General features: G+C 63.5%; 19 protein-coding genes. 14 read left to right on the top strand and 5 right to left on the bottom strand.

Annotated elements, in window-relative coordinates; translation table 11 throughout:
• The 3 genes from Q1A63_RS24935 to Q1A63_RS24925 are packed head-to-tail and all read right to left on the bottom strand — an operon-like array spanning nt 1 to nt 1,800.
• On the bottom strand, nt 1-636 hold the full coding sequence (locus Q1A63_RS24935) for a hypothetical protein (RefSeq protein ID WP_299632685.1): 636 nt from the start codon (nt 634-636) through the stop codon (nt 1-3).
• The gene (locus Q1A63_RS24930) at nt 633-1,364 is read right to left on the bottom strand and encodes a hypothetical protein (protein WP_299632684.1); all 732 of its coding nucleotides are present in this window, start codon (nt 1,362-1,364) and stop codon (nt 633-635) included. The genes Q1A63_RS24935 and Q1A63_RS24930 overlap by 4 nt, the downstream gene beginning before the upstream one ends.
• Complete coding sequence (locus Q1A63_RS24925; protein ID WP_298976777.1) at nt 1,357-1,800, bottom strand: hypothetical protein; 444 nt, start codon at nt 1,798-1,800, stop codon at nt 1,357-1,359. Before Q1A63_RS24925 ends, Q1A63_RS24930 begins: the two co-directional genes overlap by 8 nt.
• Nucleotides 1,801-1,979: 179 nt before the next feature.
• On the opposite strand from Q1A63_RS24925, the gene Q1A63_RS24920 reads away from it, so the two are divergent.
• The 13 genes from Q1A63_RS24920 (at nt 1,980) to Q1A63_RS24860 (ending at nt 14,270) form a co-directional block, all read left to right on the top strand.
• Complete coding sequence (locus tag Q1A63_RS24920; protein WP_298976778.1) at nt 1,980-2,897, top strand: hypothetical protein; 918 nt, start codon at nt 1,980-1,982, stop codon at nt 2,895-2,897.
• Between the two features lie 88 nt (nt 2,898-2,985).
• Nucleotides 2,986-3,942 carry an AAA family ATPase gene (locus Q1A63_RS24915; RefSeq protein ID WP_299632683.1) on the top strand — a complete coding sequence of 319 codons (957 nt, stop codon included), beginning with the start codon at nt 2,986-2,988 and terminating at the stop codon, nt 3,940-3,942.
• A complete protein-coding gene (locus tag Q1A63_RS24910) occupies nt 3,939-4,847 on the top strand; it encodes a DUF58 domain-containing protein (RefSeq protein WP_298976781.1) in 909 nt (302 codons plus the stop codon). The genes Q1A63_RS24915 and Q1A63_RS24910 overlap by 4 nt, the downstream gene beginning before the upstream one ends.
• Nucleotides 4,844-5,215, top strand: a complete 372-nt coding sequence (locus Q1A63_RS24905; RefSeq protein ID WP_298976782.1) for a hypothetical protein — start codon at nt 4,844-4,846, stop codon at nt 5,213-5,215. Before Q1A63_RS24910 ends, Q1A63_RS24905 begins: the two co-directional genes overlap by 4 nt.
• Entirely contained in the window at nt 5,208-6,170 is a 963-nt protein-coding gene (locus tag Q1A63_RS24900) for a VWA domain-containing protein (protein ID WP_298976784.1), read from the top strand. The genes Q1A63_RS24905 and Q1A63_RS24900 overlap by 8 nt, the downstream gene beginning before the upstream one ends.
• Nucleotides 6,167-7,066, top strand: a complete 900-nt coding sequence (locus Q1A63_RS24895; protein WP_299632682.1) for a VWA domain-containing protein — start codon at nt 6,167-6,169, stop codon at nt 7,064-7,066. The genes Q1A63_RS24900 and Q1A63_RS24895 overlap by 4 nt, the downstream gene beginning before the upstream one ends.
• Complete coding sequence (locus Q1A63_RS24890) at nt 7,063-7,737, top strand: hypothetical protein (RefSeq protein WP_299632680.1); 675 nt, start codon at nt 7,063-7,065, stop codon at nt 7,735-7,737. The genes Q1A63_RS24895 and Q1A63_RS24890 overlap by 4 nt, the downstream gene beginning before the upstream one ends.
• Nucleotides 7,734-8,924, top strand: coding sequence for a hypothetical protein (locus tag Q1A63_RS24885; RefSeq protein ID WP_299632679.1), 1,191 nt, complete (start codon nt 7,734-7,736; stop codon nt 8,922-8,924). The genes Q1A63_RS24890 and Q1A63_RS24885 overlap by 4 nt, the downstream gene beginning before the upstream one ends.
• Before the next feature lie 176 nt (nt 8,925-9,100).
• Nucleotides 9,101-9,814, top strand: coding sequence for a response regulator transcription factor (locus tag Q1A63_RS24880; RefSeq protein WP_299508015.1), 714 nt, complete (start codon nt 9,101-9,103; stop codon nt 9,812-9,814).
• 11 nt (nt 9,815-9,825) lie between these two features.
• A complete protein-coding gene (locus Q1A63_RS24875) occupies nt 9,826-10,983 on the top strand; it encodes an FIST N-terminal domain-containing protein (RefSeq protein ID WP_299632678.1) in 1,158 nt (385 codons plus the stop codon).
• Between the two features lie 2 nt (nt 10,984-10,985).
• A complete protein-coding gene (locus Q1A63_RS24870) occupies nt 10,986-13,214 on the top strand; it encodes a PAS-domain containing protein (RefSeq protein WP_298976795.1) in 2,229 nt (742 codons plus the stop codon).
• 46 nt (nt 13,215-13,260) lie between these two features.
• Nucleotides 13,261-13,920, top strand: coding sequence for a hypothetical protein (locus Q1A63_RS24865; RefSeq protein WP_298976797.1), 660 nt, complete (start codon nt 13,261-13,263; stop codon nt 13,918-13,920).
• Complete coding sequence (locus Q1A63_RS24860; protein WP_298976799.1) at nt 13,917-14,270, top strand: hypothetical protein; 354 nt, start codon at nt 13,917-13,919, stop codon at nt 14,268-14,270. Before Q1A63_RS24865 ends, Q1A63_RS24860 begins: the two co-directional genes overlap by 4 nt.
• 63 nt (nt 14,271-14,333) lie before the next feature.
• Here Q1A63_RS24860 and Q1A63_RS24855 read toward each other — a convergent pair whose 3' ends face one another.
• The gene (locus tag Q1A63_RS24855; protein WP_298976800.1) at nt 14,334-15,146 is read right to left on the bottom strand and encodes a quinoprotein dehydrogenase-associated SoxYZ-like carrier; all 813 of its coding nucleotides are present in this window, start codon (nt 15,144-15,146) and stop codon (nt 14,334-14,336) included.
• 124 nt (nt 15,147-15,270) lie between these two features.
• On the opposite strand from Q1A63_RS24855, the gene Q1A63_RS24850 reads away from it, so the two are divergent.
• Nucleotides 15,271-16,314 carry a quinoprotein relay system zinc metallohydrolase 2 gene (locus Q1A63_RS24850; protein ID WP_298976802.1) on the top strand — a complete coding sequence of 348 codons (1,044 nt, stop codon included), beginning with the start codon at nt 15,271-15,273 and terminating at the stop codon, nt 16,312-16,314.
• 6 nt (nt 16,315-16,320) lie between these two features.
• Here the strand turns inward: Q1A63_RS24850 and Q1A63_RS24845 are convergent, their stop codons facing one another.
• On the bottom strand, nt 16,321-16,944 hold the full coding sequence (locus Q1A63_RS24845; protein WP_298976803.1) for a hypothetical protein: 624 nt from the start codon (nt 16,942-16,944) through the stop codon (nt 16,321-16,323).
• Nucleotides 16,945-17,185: the final 241 nt, after the last annotated feature.

Here is a 17,185-nt window from a genome sequence, read left to right as displayed (position 1 = left end):
TCAGCCGTCACTCTTGCCCGCGGTGCCGGGGCGCGTGGATTTGCCGTAGCACGGTCGCACGCAGTAGAAGTGATCGTACCAGTGATGTTCATAGTCCGGCTGGTCGAAGACTTCGACATGGTGGCAGCAGGGGCGCTCAGACTTGCCGACCTCCACGGTCCAGCGCAGGTAGTGGCTGTTGCAACCGACCACCCAGATCAGCGCCTCGAAATCCGCGCAATGCACGGTGTCATCCAGCCGGGTGTCGAATTCCGCGCGCACGGTGCGGCGTTCTTTCGGGCCCAGCGTGAAGCTGTTGGGCGAGAGTGTGATGCGCCCGGCATCCGGCCCGGCGGCGGCAAGGGTGAAATTGCGTGGGCGGAAATCGGTGTTGGTGATGCGGATTTCCATGATGCCGGTGCTGCCTGCGCAGAGCTTGCAGTGATATTCGCCAAGGTCCTTGGGCATCCAGCAGGGTTCGGGGATGTCGCAGCAATTGGACGATTGTCCCGTGTTCAGCGAGGACAGGAACCGCTGCGCCGTGTCCGCCAGCCCGTCGATGATGTCGCCGGTCAGGTCCATCTGGCGCGCCATCACGTCGGACATGCTGTCCACGGTATCGCGCATGTCCTTGGAAAGGCTCTTTCGCTGTTTCATCTGCTGTCCCCCTTGTGGTTCGGATGGCTCAGGGTCAGGCGGACCGTGAGCCGCAGGTTCTGCTTCATCACGACAACGGCGTGAAAGGCGCGACCCTCGCCCAGTTGCGTATCCGCGTTCAGCGGGTCGGGCAGGACGACGTCGCCACTGGCCTTGCAGTGCTGCCCGGCGCCCAACGGGCCCTTGATCTCCGGCGTCAGCCGAAACCGCATCAGCCCCAGGTACGACCGGCGCAGGCCCAGGATGAAATCGCCGAAGATGTCGAGCGGCGCCTCGGCCTCCGAGCCATAGGCGGCGGCAAAGGCACCGGCCAGCCCGTCGGAGGCAAAGAGCCCGGCAACACCGCCCGTCGGCACCTCCAGCGCCACGTTGCCGGTGTTCTTCACCACGAAATCCAAAGTCACCCGGTCACCGGGCCGCCCGGTAACGTGTACAGACGACGGCGACAGGCGCAGCTTTGCGCGCGCGGGCACATCCACCACGACGGGGTATTCGCCCTCTTCGGTCACCAGCGTGGCCTTATGCGTGCCGGGCGGAGCGGTGGTCCCGAGACGGGTCGCGATCCGCGTTTGCCCTTTGCGGGGCAGCAGCCGCGCCTTCACGTCCGCCCCAAGCTCTTTCTTCAGCGCGCCGGAGAGTTTCAGGACACCGGATTGCGGCCGCGCGACCTGGAAGGGCGCAATCCCTTGCCCTTTGCGCAGCTGGATGCCCTCCTTGAGATCAGCCATTGTCGTCTACGAGGTCAATGCGGTTGGCGCTGCCAGCGATTTCCCGCGCATTGGTCGTGCTGCCCACCGGGCCGCAGATTTCACAAGGGTTGGGCTTGTAATCCTCGGTGATGACCTGCGCCTCGCCGCAAAGATTGATGCAGAGCAATTCGTTGCCCAGCAGGGACAGACCCACTTTGAAATTGGCCGGCAAATGCGCCCGGATCGCTGGAATTTCCTTGATCCGCAGCGACAGATCGACGGGATCGAGCCCAAGCTGCACTTTCGGAATTTCGGTTACCCCGATCCTGATCTCGGGCAACTCGCGCACCCTGAGCTCGATGGTCGGTAACTCACGCACACGGATGTCGCTGTCTAGGGACAGATCCCCGTCAATCGTTGCGCCGCCACTGAGGTTGAGATCTATTTCATAGTCGTCAGGAATATCTACGCCCATGGTATTCTCCTTCTTGGGTCGGGCCGAGATCTTGACGTTAGGTTAACAGAAATTGGAGATTCGGCGAAGTGGGCGTGCAAAACACCACCACAGAGACGGTTCTGAACAGGGATATTTGGCAAATGCATGGACGATTTTACCTGCCCGCCCTAGTTTCGTGCCTGAGGAGGTTCCGGCATATGCGTCGTCTGATCTTGGGGGTATTTCTTGCGCTCTTTGCCATAACGCCGGTGGCGGCGGACCGGGTTGCCTATATCGATCTGGCGCGGCGCGGCTGGAATTATGAATTGCGCACGACCATGCTCGGGCGTGATCTGTCGATCCCGGTGCATATAAACGGGCGTGATCTGGCGGGGGCGAGCCTGTGCATCGTCGGTGAACGCCCGCACCCGAATTCGCTGGAAATCATCAATGCGTTTCGCGATCTGGCGGCTCATGTTTTCGGCAAGCCGCTGACCATGCGCTATGCCGGGCAGGACGCCAATGGCTGCGGCTCCGGGCGCACGGTGATCCTGCGGCTCTACTCCGGGCATCCCCCCAATCAGGCCCTATCGGCGGATTTACGCTGGATGAACAGCGTCTATCAATTGGGCCTGCCCGCGCAGGGGTATTATGCTGCGACCTCTCCGGCGATGGCGCAAACCTTTTTCGGCAGGCGCGGGCAGGGGACCCATATCATGGTCAAACAGCCCGGCCTGAAGCATCTGGGCGTGTTGGAGCGGTCGTTTTACACCTCCATTCTGGTGGAGGAACTGTTCCAGTCTTTCACCTTCGGCATGGACATTCTGCTCTTTGACCGCTCGGCGGTGTTTCAGTCGAAACTGCAGGAGACGCCGCTGAACCTGCAGCGGCTGTCTTGGGAATCGCGTGATTTCATGCGGGCCTTGCTGAAATCCAATCCCGGCGGGCTCTGCGCCTTTGACGTCTTCATGATGCACGCGGTGGCCGAAGCGCCGGTGGATCAGACCATTGAACCCGGTTTCATCGACTACATCGACAGCGCCTATGATACCCTGCTGGCGCAGGCGGCGGAAACCATGGGCGATGCCCGGTTTGCCGCCATCGTCGCGCCGGGATGTCAGCGCGCCCCAATCTGAAGGTAATACTTTCGGTGGTATTTGCGCAGCGGGTCCGCAGGGGTACCGTGACGGGCAAAAGGCCGCGCGATCGCGGCTGGGAGGAGCTATGGATACGAGACCGGAGCCTGCGAAATCGGGCGTGGCGGCGCTGTCGTCCTATTTGGCGAACGGTCTTGTCGGGCATGAGGTTCTGATTGAACGCCTGCTGGTGGCTCTGCTGGCCGATGGGCATCTGCTGGTCGAAGGGCCGCCGGGGCTGGCCAAGACGCGCGCGGTCAAATGGCTGTCGGATGCGGTGGAGGGCAGCTTTGCCCGCATCCAATGCACCCCGGACCTGATGCCCTCGGACCTGACCGGCACGCCGGTGTACAAGCCGCAGGACGGCAGTTTCGAGTTTGTGCCGGGGCCGGTCTTCAACAATCTGGTGCTGGTCGATGAGATCAACCGTGCGCCGCCCAAGGTGCAATCGGCGCTGCTCGAAGCGATGGCCGAGCATCAGGTCACCGCGGGCAATGACACCCATGCCTTGCCCGATCCGTTTCTGGTGGTGGCCACGCAGAACCCGATTGAACACGACGGGACCTTTCCGCTGCCCGAAGCACAGTTGGACCGGTTTTTGCTGCATGTGGTGCTGGAACTTCCGGGGTTGGAGACCGAGCGGAAAATCCTCGATTTGGTGGAGGCCGAGACACAGGGTGGGGCGCCCGAGGTGCAGGCGCTGACGCTGGAAGAGCTGGCAGCGGCGCGGGCGGCGGTGCGGGCGGTGCATCTGGCGCCGGAGCTGCGCGATTACATCGTGCGGCTGGTGCTGGCGACGCGGGAGGGGCCGCAGGCGGTGGATATCGAACATGCGGTATCGCCGCGCGGATCGCTGGCGCTGGCGGCCGCCGCCCGCGCGCGGGCCTTTCTGCAGGGCCGCGATTATGCGATGCCCGAGGATGTGGCCGCCCTGGCAGGCGATGCGCTGGCGCACCGGATGGTGCTGAGCTGGCGCGCGGTGGCCGATGGGCGCAGGCCGCGCGATGTGGTGGCGGATGTGTTGAACGCCACGCCGCCCTTATGAGCGAGGCGCTGCAGGCCCCGGGTGTTGCCCTGCGCTCCGATGCCCTGATTGCCCTGCGCCGTGTCGCCCTGACCGCGGAGGCCGCGCCGGTGCTGGCCGCCTTGCCCGGCGGCTTTGCCACCCGGCGCAAGGGCCATGGGCTGGAGGTCGCGGACATGCGCGAATATGTGGCCGGGGATGACATCCGGCATCTGGATCGCGGCACCACGGCGCGGACGGGGCGGTTGCATGTGCGCCAGTTTCAGGAGGAGCGTGACCGGGTCAGCTTGCTGGTGGCCGATTTCCGGCCTGCGATGTTCTGGGGGATGCGCCGGGCCTTTCGCTCGGTGGCTGTCGCGGAGGCGCTGACGCTCATCGGCTGGAACGTGGTGGAGAGCGGCGGGCGCGTGGGCGTGCTGGCACTGACGGCGGGGGAGCCGGTGATCGTGCCGCCGCGGGGGCGGGCCCGCGGGATGCTCGATGTGATCGGCGGCATGGTGCAGGCGCATGAGGCGGGGCTGGTGGCGATGGTCGCGGGGCAGGGGACGGACGACCCGGCGCTGGATCAGGCGCTGTCGCGGGCGGATCGGTTGGTGCCCTCGGGGGCTGAGCTGATCATCGGGTCGGGGTTTGACGTGCCGGGGGCCGGATTGGCGGACCGGCTTGATGCGCTGGCGCGGCGGCGGATGCCCCGGCTGGTGCTGGTGACGGATGCGCAGATTGCGCGGATGCCGCAGGGGCGCTATCCGATCCGCATGGCGGATGGGCGCCGTGTGCGGTTGACGCTGGGCGGGGGTGCGGCGGCTGCCGAGGACCCGGTGCGGCAGATCGCGGGCCGCGCAGCGCTGGTGCTGGATGCCGGCGAAACCGTGGAGCAGATGGCGCGGCGCATCGTGGCGGCGTTTCCGGCGGAGCGCGCAGCATGACGGATCGGGCGATCAGCGAAACGGCGATGCTGACCAGCCTGCAGGACATCCAGCTGCCTGCGGAAGCTGCGGGGGGGATGGCGGCGGATCTGGCGGTGGCCATTGGTCTGGCGAGCCTGGCCGCCCTGCTGGTCGCGGGTGTGCTGCGCGCGTTGAGCCTGAAACGGCGGCCAATGCCGGAAAAGACCCTGAAAACCCGGCTTGCCGAGGTGCAAAAGCTGCCCGATGCCGAGCGGCGCGTTGCGCTGTTGCATCTGATGCGCGGTCTGGCCCCGGAACGGTATGCGGAGATCAAAGGCGCGATTTACCAGCCCGGGGGCGGGGTCGATCTGGCGACGCTGGAGGCGGAGGTGGGCGCGCGTGTTTGAGCTGGCCGATCCATGGATTTTGCTGGCACTGCCGTTGCCGCTGCTGGCCATGCGCCTGCTGGGGCCGGCGCAGATGGCGGGCGGGGCGATCAAGGTGCCCGACCGCATTGGCGGCGCGCTGCTGGCCGCAGGCCGGGGGCGGGCCGGGGTCACGGGCCTGCAGATGCGGCAAGGCCTCCTCTGGGCGATCTGGGCGCTGATGCTGCTGGCGGTCTCCGGCCCACGCGATCTGGCGCCGGTTTCCGCCCTGAAAGTGACCGGGCGCGATCTGGCCATTGTTCTGGATCTTTCGGGCTCCATGGTGCGGGATGACTTCCATCTGGATGATCGTCAGATCACCCGGCTCGAAGCGGTCACTACGGTGGGCGCCGATTTTGCGCGGCGGCGCGGCGGCGACCGGGTTGCGCTGATCGTCTTTGGCTCGGAAGCCTATTACGCCTCGCCCTTCACCTTTGACGTCGAAGCCATCGCCCGGCGGATCGAAGGTGCCACCATCGGCATCTCGGGCCGCGCCACCAACATCTCCGACGGGCTCGGGCTCGCGGTCAAACGCATGGCCGAGAGCGCGGCGGCCTCCCGCGTTGTTATCCTGCTGTCGGATGGGGTCAATAACGCAGGCGCCACAAACCCGCGCGGGGTGGCCGAGCTGGCCGCCGGGATGGGCATCCGGGTGCATACCATCGCGCTGGGTCCCAAGGACCTGAGCACTGCGGAACTGGGCGAACGCGGGGTGGTGGATGCCGCGACACTGCGCGCGATCTCCGACATCTCGGGGGGCGAGAGTTTCCGGGTCAGAACCACCGACGATCTGGCCGCCGTGGCGCAAGCGCTGGACCAGCTCGAAGCAACAGACAGCGACGGATTGGCGGCGGAGGTCTTTCGGGACTACTGGATGTGGCCCGCGACCTTCGCGGTCTGCCTCAGCCTCTGGCTGGGCTGGCGGGAGCTTACATGAGCCTCGCGGACCTCACCCTCCTGCGGCCTCTGTGGTTGCTGGCGCTGCCCGTGCTCGCGGGGGTGGGCTGGTGGCTCTATACCCGACGCGGTGGTCTTGGCGACTGGCAAAGGGCCACGGACCCGGCGCTCCTGCGGGCGATGGCGGCTTTGGGGCGGGTCGACAACAGCGCCAGCCGAGCGCCGCTGCTGGCCATGCTGGCGGCTGTGGCGGTGACCCTTCTGGGTCTGGCGGGCCCGGCGATCGAGCGGCGCGACACGCTGTCCTTTCGCAACCTCGATGGCGTGCTCTTTGTCATCGATGCCTCCGCCAGCGTGACCGAAGATGCCCGCTGGCCGCAGATGCTGACCATGGGGCGGTTCGGTCTGGCCTCGCTGGGCACCCGCCCCGGCGGGCTGATTGTCTTTGCCGGGGATGCCTATGTTGCCACGGATATGACGCTGGACCACCTACAGCTGGGGCAGACCCTGTCCCTGATCGATGCCAAGACCGTGCCTGACCCCGGATCACGCCCGGAACGGGCTTTGCGCATGGCCGTTGATCTCTTGGCAGATGCCGAGGTTGTGGCCGGGGATGTGATCCTGCTGAGCGATGGCGAGGGCCTGGGCGCGGCCTCGTTGCAGGCTGCCAGCGCGATTGCGGCACAGGGCGCGCGGCTGTCGCTGGTGTCGCTGAACGCACCGCATCCGGCCTTTGAGACCCACGCGGCGGCAGGCGACGGCAGAGTCTTTACGCTGGAGCAGACCGATGCGCTTGCGGACTGGCTGTCAGAGGCCGCGCGCACCCGGCTGGAGGCGCAGGACCACCCACTGCTCTTCTGGAAGGACATGGGGCGCTACCTGTTGATCCTGGCGCTTTTTCCGCTGCTTTTGCTGTTTCGCAGGCAGGCGGCATGAAGGCGCTGGCGCTCATATCCATGTTCGCGCTGGCGGCAGCGCTGATCCTCGGCGGGTCGGCCCCTTTTGGCCGCGCCCTGATGGCAGTCGGTTTGCCGGGGCTGGCGGTGCCCTTTTTTGACACGCCCGACTGGCAGGGGGCCGCGCACTATCGCGCCGGGCAATTTGACGATGCTGCGGCGCGTTTTGCGCAGGCGCGGGACCATTACAACCTCGGCAACGCCGAAGCCTTCCGGGGTCACCATGCCGCCGCCCTCGAAGCCTTCGATCTGGCCCATGCGCGGGGTCACCCGGATGCGCAGGCGAATTTCGACGTGGTGGCGGCCTATTACGCCGGGCTGGGCATCGACCCTGACGCGTTGGGGCTGCTGCCGGAGCGCAAGGAGGGGCCGACCGAGGAAAGCTTTGTCGCGCGGGGTGATGCGCGCGCCGCCGGGACGGGAAGCGAAGTGACCAACAACAATACCATGCTGGGGCTGGCCGAATTGCGAAGCCGGGGTCAGTTTAGCGTGCGGCGCATTTTCGATGATAAATTCATGGTGGCGGACGCCAGATGGCTGGAACAGCTCAGCGATGTGCCGGGGGACTACATGGCCGCCCGGATTGCGCAGGAACACAAGCGGCGGGTGAAGCTGGGGCTGTCCCCACCCAAGGCGGAGGATCCGCGATGAGGCTGCTGTTGTGCATCCTCCTGCTGCTGGGGCCGACGATTTTGCAGGCGCAGACCAAGGCGGTCTTGCCATCTGAGCTGAAGCTCTGGGTCGAGGTGGAGGAGACCGAGCATACCCCGCTGGCCCGGGAAATGGTGCTCATCACCATCAAGGGGATCTACCGGCGGCACATCACCCGCGAACAGCTGGTGCAGCCGGATTTCGACGGGTTCAGCTGGACGCAACTAGGGGATGACACCTGGCGCGAAGAACGGTTGAACGGCGAGAAGGTCAAGACCTTCAGCCGGCGCATGGCGGTCTATCCGGACCGGCCGGGCACGCTGACCATTGGCGCGTTTACCCATAATCTGACCCTGACGGATGAGCGGGATGATTGGTTTGAGCATCCGGTGAGCTCTGAGCCTGTGACCCTCGAGGTGGCCCCGGCCCCTGCGGGGTCGACATGGTGGTTCCCGGTGAAGCAGCTGCGCATTTCGGACCAATGGTCCAACGCACCCGATCAGCTGGTGCCGGGCGAGGGGGTCTTGCGGGTGGTGCGGATCGAGGCGCTGGGGGTGACGCCCGAAATGATCCCGCCAATGCCGGAATTGAAATCCCCTTCGGCGATGATCTTTGCCCATCCCGACAAGCGGTTTGTCGAGCTGTCGCCCGGGGGGCCGCAGACTTATGCCTTCTGGCGCTGGACCATCCGGCCCAGCAACGACACCTCGACCATCGTGGAGCCGCTGAGTTTCGACTATTACGACACGGTCAACCGGGTGATGCGGACGGTTACCATCTCTGCACAGCGCCTGGCCTATGGGTCGGCGGTGCCGGAGGAACAGCCCGCGTCGTTGGTTTTAAGCCGCCCCGAACCCGCGCGCCTGCCGGGGTGGCCGATGGCGGCTTTGGCAGGTCTGGTGGGGCTTTTGGGTGTCGGGTATGCGCTGTCCGGGCGGCGGCTGGCGGGGCTGAAGGCGCTGGAGCGATTTGGGCCCTTTGACCCGCTCGCCAGACGGATGCGCCAGGCGGCGCGTGCAGGCCAGGTGCAGCAGTTGCGCCGGGCGGCGGCGGCGATCCTGCGGCGGGACGGGCCGTCTGAGGGGCGCGCCAGGCTGCTCAGACACTTGGACAAATCGATCTTCGATCCGGGGGCCACGCCCGGGTCGCTCGCGACATTCACCCGCGCGTTTTTGCGGCAAATGTGATTCCGCATGCTGACCCCTGCGACGGAGAGAAGATGCAACATAATGCGAAAATGGCCCCTCAAGAGGGGCTCTAAACCCGTGAGTTTGCTGAATATGACCGGATTTGGGGGGATTCACCGGGTAGCAGTTGAAAATGCAAGCTTTGCGAGTACGATCATGCGCGGGAGGATTTTTTAATGGAACACGTACGTGCGCCAATTGATCAGGATTCGGTTTCGAGGATTTTGATCGTCGACGATCACCCGCTGTATAACGACGCCTTGGAATCGGCTCTGGAGCTGGTTTTTGCCGAGTGCGATATTCGCAAGGCCAGCAATCTGAGCGATGCCCTGGCCGAAGCCAAAACCGGGTTCGATCCGGAATTGGTGATGTTCGACCTGAAGCTGCCGGATGTGATCGGGATTTCGGGGTTTGTCAGCCTGCGCCAGCAGTTGCCGGATGCAAAGATCCTGGTCATCTCGTCGCTGGCGTCCTTTGACCTTGTGCAATCGCTGCTGAAGGAGGGGGCCTGCGGGTTCTTGCCCAAGGATACCTCTGCCCGGGCGCTGCGATCGGTGCTGGCCGAGATCACCAATGGCCGGACCTATGTGCCCAAGGAATACCAGACGCCGGGCAACTGCGATGCGCAGGCTGTGGAATTCGACCACCCCAAGCTGGCCGATCTGACACCGCAGCAGCAACGCATCATGAAGCTGATCTGTTGCGGGAAACCCAACAAGCAGATCGCCTATGAGCTGTCACTGGCCGAAGCGACCGTGAAGGCGCATATCACCGCCTTGTTGCGGCGCCTCGGGGTGAGCAATCGCACCCAGGCCGTGGTGATGGTCGAGGGGGCCATGGCCGCGCAACGGGCGGCGGAACCGGAAGCGCGCGCGTTCCTCAAGCATTAGGAGGGCGCGGCATGCTCGACGCGCGCGCGAAACCAACCTGCATCGCGGTGGCGCTCTCCCGTGCCGTGGGTGAAGAGGCCGCGGCCCGCAACGCGGCAACACAGATCGACCGCGACGAGACCTGTTTCGTGCTCGCCTTTGTGCCCGGCGATCTGGACGGCGCCATCATTGCGGAGACGCTGGAGGAGAACCTCGGCGGTGTGCCGGTCTTTGGCTGCTCCACCGCTGGTCAGATCACCACAGAGGGCTATGAGACCGACGCGCTGCTGCTGCTGGCCTTTCCGAAAACGCATTTTCGCTGCTCTTCGGTGCTGTTGGAGCCGCTGAAACCACTCTCCACCACCACAATCGCAACTGCGGCACAACGGCATGAGCAGAAGTTTCAGCACACGGCGGGCTGGCATCGGCTGGGCCTGATCTTTACAGATGGTCTGTCGAAACAGGAAGACGTTCTGATCTCGACACTTGAAACTGTGCTGGGGGATCTGCCGGTTTTTGGCGGCTCTGCGGGCGACGGGCTGCGGTTTGAACAGACCTATGTTTTGCACAAGGGCAAGACCCACCACAATGCGGCGCTTCTGCTCCTGCTGGAAACGGACTTGCCCTTCCAGGGCGTGGGGTTTGACCACTTTCTGCCTGCTGACAGCCAGATCATCATCACCGATGCCGATCCCGAGGAACGCAAGGTATTCGAGATCAACGGTGCGCCAGCCGCTGCCGAATACGCGCGGCTGGTGGGCTGCGCGGTGGAGGATCTTTCACCGCAGATCTTTGCCGAAAACCCGATGCTGATCGAATATAAGGACAGCCACTACGTGCGGGCCATTTCGGATGCGGATGCAGACGGCGCACTGTCCTTTCTCGCCGCGATCGATGATGGGTTGATTATGACGCTTGGGCAGGGGCAGGAGATCATCGAAACGCTGCAAACCGGGCTGAACATCAGGGACGACAAGGGCCGTAACCCGGATTTCATCCTCGGGTTCGACTGCGTATTGCGCAAGCTTGAGATCGAACAGAAACAACTGGGCCGCGCGGTCTCGGACGTGTTGGGGGCGGCGCGGGTCTTTGGCTTCAACACCTACGGCGAGCAGCATTGCGGCGTGCACATGAACCAGACCCTTGTCGGGGTGGCCTTCTTTGGACCGGATCAAAGGAAGTTCTTTTGAGCATGATCGACCCGAACGACCCGCCCCAGGTGCAGGTCGAAAAGCAGGCCAAGATCATCAATGCGCTGATCCGCCGGGCCAGCCGTCAAAAGGATGTGGGGCCCTCGGCCTACCGCGCCTTTCAATCCGCCATTGATCTGCAGCAAAAGGTGGCGGCCCAGACACTGGAGCTGGAGAGCGCGCGCTATGAACGGGAACGGACCCGCAAAACGCTCGCCGAAGCCCTGGCGTCGATGGAGGAGGGGCTGGCGCTTTTTTCCGATGGCGCGCTGAACATCTGTAACGACCTTTTCAAAGGCCTGCTGCCGGATATTTCGGAAAAAATCGTGCCGGGGCTGACGCTGGCGGAATGTTTCGACCTGATGGCGGGCAGCGATTATCTGGTGTCCACCGATCGCACATTGCCCAATCTAAGGCGCGCGCTGGAGAGCGGTCAGCACGCGGGATCCGTGGTGTCGCTGGTCGCGGAGGTGGCGCGGGACCGCTGGTATCAGATGAGCGCGCAGCAGACCTCGCCGGAAAACACGGTGCTGCTGCTGACCGAGATCACCGCGTTGGTGCGGCACAACCGGCGGGAAAAAGAGCATCTGATCGACCGGCAGGCGGACTACCTGCAGGCGGTGTTCCAGAACATGACCGCAGGGGTTTGCACCTTCTCTGCTGCTGGCGAAGTCATGATGCAAAACGGGCGGTTTCGCGATATCCTTGGCGTGCCACTGACGGTTTTGCAACCGGGCACACCCTTGCAGGAATTGCTGGATTTCATGCGCGCCCGGGCCCTGATCACCGAGGATGCACCGCTGCGGGTTGATGCCTGGCGTGAGGAACTCAAGAAGAAAGGCTCGCTCACCACCCGGGTGTCCCATGGTGCCGACCGGGTGCTGGATGTGCAGGCCAACGTGCTGCCGGACGGTGGGTTTCTGGTCGAACTGAAAGACGTCACACTGGAAACCCGGTCCACGGAAGTGCTGGAAAACCGGGTGATGGAGCGCACCGCGGAGCTGACACGCGCCAACGCCAGCCTGACCGAGCAATATGAGGAAAAGGCGCGCGTCGAAGAAGAATTGCGGGTGGCCAAGGAACGCGCCGAGGCGGCGGTGTCCTCTAAGACCCGGTTTCTGGCGGCGGCCAGCCACGATCTGTTGCAGCCGATCAATGCTGCGAAACTGCTGATCTCCTCGCTGCAGGAAACCACCCGCGAGACGCGCTTCAGCCCGATGGTCGATCGGTTGGAAGGGGCCTTTGCCTCCGCTGAATATCTGCTGCATTCGTTGCTGGATATCTCGCGTCTGGAAAGCGCGGATCCGGACACGGTTTCGGCCACTGATGTCAGCCTTCAAGGGCTGATGGAAGGGGTCAGGGCGGATCAGAGCCTGTTGGCGGCGCAGAAATCCGTGCGGCTCGACGTGGTGCCCTGCACCCTGGTGGTGCATTCCGACCCGGTCTATTTGCTGCGGTCGATCCAGAACCTGGTGGTCAATGCGATCCAATATACCGATCCCGGGGGGCGCGTTCTGCTGGGGTGTCGCCGCAAGGGCGCCAAGGTTGTGCTGGAGGTCTGGGACACCGGCATTGGCATCTCGGCCAGGGATCAGCTGCGGATTTTCGACGAATTCACGCGGGCGGAGAATGTGCCCATCGGGTCGGGTGTGGGGCTGGGGCTGTCGGTGGTGGACCGCGCCTGCCGCCTGCTGGATCACGCGCTGGCGGTGCGCTCGAAGCCCGGCCGCGGATCGGTTTTCAGCATCGAGATGGATGTTGTCGATCCTGAGACGGCGCAGCCGGTACCGCAGGGTCCGGTCGAGGACACCTTCGACGGCACGCTGGAATACATCGTCATGGTGATCGAGAACGATGCCGATGTGCTTTATGGCGCAACGCAATGGCTGGAGCTGCGCGGGGCCAGCGTGTTGCCCGCGCGGTCGACCAAAGAGGCACTGGCGCATATCACCGATCTGGGCATGCCGCCCGATATCATTCTGGCGGATTATCAGCTGGATGGCACGGACACCGGCGTTCAGGCGACACAGGACATTCGTGCGGCCACCGGCGCCCAGGTGCCCGCGATCCTGATCACCGCGGATCGCAGCGAGACTGTGCGGCGGCTGGGCCTGCAGAACGATATGTCCGTGCTGACCAAACCGGCGGAGCTGTCACGGCTGCGGCCACTGATCGATTGGAAAATTCGCGGTCATTCAGAGGCGGCGGACACAGACAAAAGTCGGAGGTGACAGCCATGGGCCGTGCCCGCACACTCAAGCCCGGGAGGACGCCATAATGATCAGATTTTCAGCCCTTGGACTGGTGGCAGTATTCTGCGCTGGTGTGGCGATGGCCGCGCCGCTGGCAGGCGACAAGACATATGACATGCTGTTCAAGAACGGCACGCTGGATCAGATCGATCGCGGTGCCGAACTGGTCTACCGACGCGAGGTCAGCAATGCGCTGAAACCGGATACGGCCACGCGAGACACGGGCGATGTTGCCTTGAGTTTCCGCGAGGGGGAGGCGGCGCTGGCGCTGCTGGAATTCCGGCAGGATGGCAAGCACCGCGCCCTGGGCAGTTTCCCCGCGAGTGTTGGCAATCCGATGATCATGTATTTCTATGAAACGGTTGTGCGGGATATGGCCGAGAGTGCGGGTGGCAGCCCGTTTTATATCCGCAACCGGGTCAAGGACGCCTTGGTGCAGGCCTCGGACATCGTGCAGGGTGAGGCCGTGGTGGAGGGCAAGACCGTGACCACCCAGACCATCCGCATGTATCCATTTGCCGGTGATCCCAACCATGACAAGATGCAGGGGTTCGGCGATCTGGAGTTGCGCGTGACCATGTCCGAGGAAGTGCCGGGCTGGTATATGAGCCTGGTGGCCGAGGCCTCTGCAGGGCAGGTCTACCGGTCCGAATTGTCCTTTCACCGGCTCGACGGTGCGCCATGAAACGGCTTGCGGTTGCTCTGAGCGTTCTGCTGGCGGTGCCCGGTATCGTGTCGGCGCAATCGGTTGCCGAGCAGTTGAACGACTACCCCACGGCGGCGCGGGCCGACTATGTGTTCGCCTGTATGGTCACCAACGGGCAGACCCGCGAAATGCTGGACCGCTGCGCCTGTTCCATTGACGAGATCGCGTCGATCCTGCCCTATGAGCAGTATCTGGAGGCTGAAACCGTCCTGTCGATGCGGCGGGTCGGGGGTGAGCGCATGTCGTTTTTCCAAAGTGCAGCGATGGCCGAGAACCTGGTGGCTGATCTGCGGCGTGCGCAGGCTGAGGCTGAAATCATCTGTTTCTGATTACGTAAAAAAGCGCTGCGGGAGCATTTCCGGCAGCGCTTTTGCATTGGTTCTGATCGTCTTTTATCCGCTGACGGATTTCGGCAGCTCGCTCTCAAAGCTGTTGCCATCCGTATCGGTCGCCTTGACCGTCAGCGACGTTGATCCGTTATCGTTATAGCCAAAGCGGAACACCGGATTTTCCGAGATTGAAATGCCCCCGTCCATGGTAAAGAGCAGTTCATCGCCCTGCCAGACCTCAAGGTGGTCGATGAAATGCGCCGGAATGAACAGCTGCGTGATCTGATCGCGCTGCAGCCCGGAGTAATTCGGATGGCGGATCATGATCTGGGCTTCGCGCCGCGGGGTTGAGACCAAGGCGCCCTCGTCAAAGCTGCGCAGTTTCATCTTGCCCATGCTGGCCAGCGCCACTTCCGGATCCTTGGTGGCCGGGGCGGAACAGCCGCCCGACGCTTTTACATAGCGCCCCGTCATGTGGAACCCGTCCGGCGTTTCGGCAATGACACGGACGTTGGAATACTGGTTCACCCGCACGCGCAATTCGAAATCCAGTACGCCCATGGCCGGGGAAAACCCGAAGACGGCGGCAACCGGCGCGGGGTTTTCATCTACCACCACGGTGGCGGCGGTGATGCTCTTGGAGGGGTCGGTCTGCTTGAGAACCACGGGAACGGTGGCGGCATCATGGGCGCGGTAGGGTGCTTCAATCGACAGTAGCCCCTCGGCAGAGGCGATCTCGGCCTCGCCGATCACGTCGCCGCGCAGATCGTTCCAGGTCTCGCTTTCGGTCAGCGGATTTTTCACGGAATCCGCCGCCCAGGCGGGCCCCGCAATCAGCGCCGCAAGGGCTGCGGCGTGCACAAATCTCATAGCCATGCCTGTCTCCTCCTGCACGGAATTTGCGACGTTATGCCACAATTACAGGCAAAAAGACACATATACCTAAGGCTGATTGGACCTCACGTTTTCGTGTGGAATGGTGCCGCCGAAAGGAACTGCCATGTTCGAAGCCGTGATTGCCCTCTGCGTGAGCCTGACGGAAGGGCCCTGCCGCGACCACCTTTTGCCCGGATATGAAGCGCAAACGCAGGCCGCTTGCATCGCTGCATTGGCGGCCAAAACCCCCGATCTGGATGTCTTTAAGGATGTGCAGCAGCAGGGCGCGCCGCGCTGCGAACCGGTTGGCTCTGCGCTGGCCGTTACCGAGGTTGCCCCCGGTGTTTTTGTGCACATGGGCGCGATCGAAGAACCGGATGCAATCAATCTGGGCGATATCACAAACCTCGGGTTCGTGATTGGCGAGACTGGCGTTGCGGTCATCGACACTGGTTCGGCGCGCTGGATGGGTGAGGCGCTCTGGCGCGCGATCCGAGCGCAGACGGACAAACCCGTCACCCACGCGATCATCACCCATATGCATCCTGATCACGCCCTGGGCGCAGGACCCTTTGCCGAAGTCGGGGCTGAAATCGTCGGGCATGCCAATCTGTCGCGCGCGCTGTCAGACCGTCAGGCGAACTATCTGGAAAGCCTCAACCGTCTTGTCGGTGTCGGCGCGATGCTGGGCACGCGGACCGTTTCCGTGGACATGGCAATTGAAACCATGGGCGAAATCGATCTGGGGGATCGGGTGCTGCAGCTGCGCGCCTGGCCGATGGCCCATACGGGGACCGACGTGACGGTGATGGATGCGACGACCGGCACCCTCTTTGCCGGGGATCTGATTTTCCACCGGCACACGCCCGCTCTCGATGGCAAGCTGACCGGGTGGCGCGGGGTTCTGGCAGAGCTGGAAGCGCTGGAGGTGCAAAGGGTCGTGCCTGGGCATGGCGGCCCGGCACTGGACTGGCCGGAGGGGGTGCAGGACATGTCGCGCTATCTTCAGGTGCTCGAAACGGACACAAGGGCCGCCATCGATGCGGGCCAACGGTTGGGGGAGGCCGTGGAGGTGATTGCCAAAAGCGAAGCGCCGCATTGGCAGCTCTTTGACGCCTATAACCCGCGCAATGCCACGGTCGCTTTCACCGAGCTGGAGTGGGAATAGCGGCGGCTACCCCTGATCCTGAACCGCTTGCTGCAGCATCTGGGCGATGCTGAACAACCGCCGCTCCAGCAGGGTTGGCGTTTCACAAAGATAGCTGATGTTGCGCTGCCGGTCGGTGTAGATCACCTGATCCCAGTCGAGCTGTTCCTCCAGCAGGTCCACGCGATCAAAATCCGGCTCCGAATTGGCGAGAATGGTGTCCATTTCCGCGCGGGCCAGATCGATCTTGTCCGCCAAGGCGATCTGGCTGAGGGAGAAATCTCCAATACCCGTGATGATTCGCGTCCGGCGTTTGGAAAGCGTGTCGAAAACGCTGGCAAAGACCATCCCAAGCGCTTCGGCATCCCCATTGTATGTTTCGGCAAATGTATCGATACGGGGTTGCAGGCTGTCCAGCTCAACCCGGCGCAGGGACAGGTATCCGGCCAGATCCGCGATATCGGCGCGCAGCGCATCACTGGCGGGTTCGGCATCGGGATCAACCGGATTGGGCCACATCAGCCCTAGGGATAGTGTTTCCACCTTGCGTTGCACACAGGGCCATGTGGGGTCCGAGAAGTCAGCCGCCTGTGCTGGCAGCGCCAAACCCGTCAGAGCAGCCAAGATTGCAAGGGTTTTGAGTTTCGTCATGCGGTCTCTCCATGCTGCCCATCAACTATGCGCCAAGCATGTGTCGGCTGTCTACCGGACCCAATACCCACCATTGTCTTAATTGTTCTGAGCCTTGGGCGGGGCTCTACTCCTTTCTAACGAGACCACACCCCAAAAGAGCCAGTGGTCCTAGGAGGAATATTTTATGATGAGAACGCGAGCTGCGGTTGCGGTTGCTGCGGGGGAGCCTTTGCAGGTGATGGAGGTGAACCTTGAGGGG

Source organism: uncultured Roseobacter sp. (assembly GCF_947499265.1).
Lineage (GTDB): Bacteria > Pseudomonadota > Alphaproteobacteria > Rhodobacterales > Rhodobacteraceae > Roseobacter.
Note: the sequence above shows the minus strand (reverse complement) of the source record. Positions and strands in the feature narration are given on the sequence as shown.

Bases quoted from the DNA above. Each gene is read 5' to 3' on its own strand.
- Q1A63_RS24935 (WP_299632685.1), bottom strand. From the start codon at position 636: ATGAAACAGCGAAAGAGCCTTTCCAAGGACATGCGCGATACCGTGGAC.
- Q1A63_RS24930 (WP_299632684.1), bottom strand. From the start codon at position 1,364: ATGGCTGATCTCAAGGAGGGCATCCAGCTGCGCAAAGGGCAAGGGATT.
- Q1A63_RS24925 (WP_298976777.1), bottom strand. From the start codon at position 1,800: ATGGGCGTAGATATTCCTGACGACTATGAAATAGATCTCAACCTCAGT.
- Q1A63_RS24920 (WP_298976778.1), top strand. From the start codon at position 1,980: ATGCGTCGTCTGATCTTGGGGGTATTTCTTGCGCTCTTTGCCATAACG.
- Q1A63_RS24915 (WP_299632683.1), top strand. From the start codon at position 2,986: ATGGATACGAGACCGGAGCCTGCGAAATCGGGCGTGGCGGCGCTGTCG.
- Q1A63_RS24910 (WP_298976781.1), top strand. From the start codon at position 3,939: ATGAGCGAGGCGCTGCAGGCCCCGGGTGTTGCCCTGCGCTCCGATGCC.
- Q1A63_RS24905 (WP_298976782.1), top strand. From the start codon at position 4,844: ATGACGGATCGGGCGATCAGCGAAACGGCGATGCTGACCAGCCTGCAG.
- Q1A63_RS24895 (WP_299632682.1), top strand. From the start codon at position 6,167: ATGAGCCTCGCGGACCTCACCCTCCTGCGGCCTCTGTGGTTGCTGGCG.
- Q1A63_RS24890 (WP_299632680.1), top strand. From the start codon at position 7,063: ATGAAGGCGCTGGCGCTCATATCCATGTTCGCGCTGGCGGCAGCGCTG.
- Q1A63_RS24885 (WP_299632679.1), top strand. From the start codon at position 7,734: ATGAGGCTGCTGTTGTGCATCCTCCTGCTGCTGGGGCCGACGATTTTG.
- Q1A63_RS24880 (WP_299508015.1), top strand. From the start codon at position 9,101: ATGGAACACGTACGTGCGCCAATTGATCAGGATTCGGTTTCGAGGATT.
- Q1A63_RS24875 (WP_299632678.1), top strand. From the start codon at position 9,826: ATGCTCGACGCGCGCGCGAAACCAACCTGCATCGCGGTGGCGCTCTCC.
- Q1A63_RS24870 (WP_298976795.1), top strand. From the start codon at position 10,986: ATGATCGACCCGAACGACCCGCCCCAGGTGCAGGTCGAAAAGCAGGCC.
- Q1A63_RS24865 (WP_298976797.1), top strand. From the start codon at position 13,261: ATGATCAGATTTTCAGCCCTTGGACTGGTGGCAGTATTCTGCGCTGGT.
- Q1A63_RS24860 (WP_298976799.1), top strand. From the start codon at position 13,917: ATGAAACGGCTTGCGGTTGCTCTGAGCGTTCTGCTGGCGGTGCCCGGT.
- Q1A63_RS24855 (WP_298976800.1), bottom strand. From the start codon at position 15,146: ATGGCTATGAGATTTGTGCACGCCGCAGCCCTTGCGGCGCTGATTGCG.
- Q1A63_RS24850 (WP_298976802.1), top strand. From the start codon at position 15,271: ATGTTCGAAGCCGTGATTGCCCTCTGCGTGAGCCTGACGGAAGGGCCC.
- Q1A63_RS24845 (WP_298976803.1), bottom strand. From the start codon at position 16,944: ATGACGAAACTCAAAACCCTTGCAATCTTGGCTGCTCTGACGGGTTTG.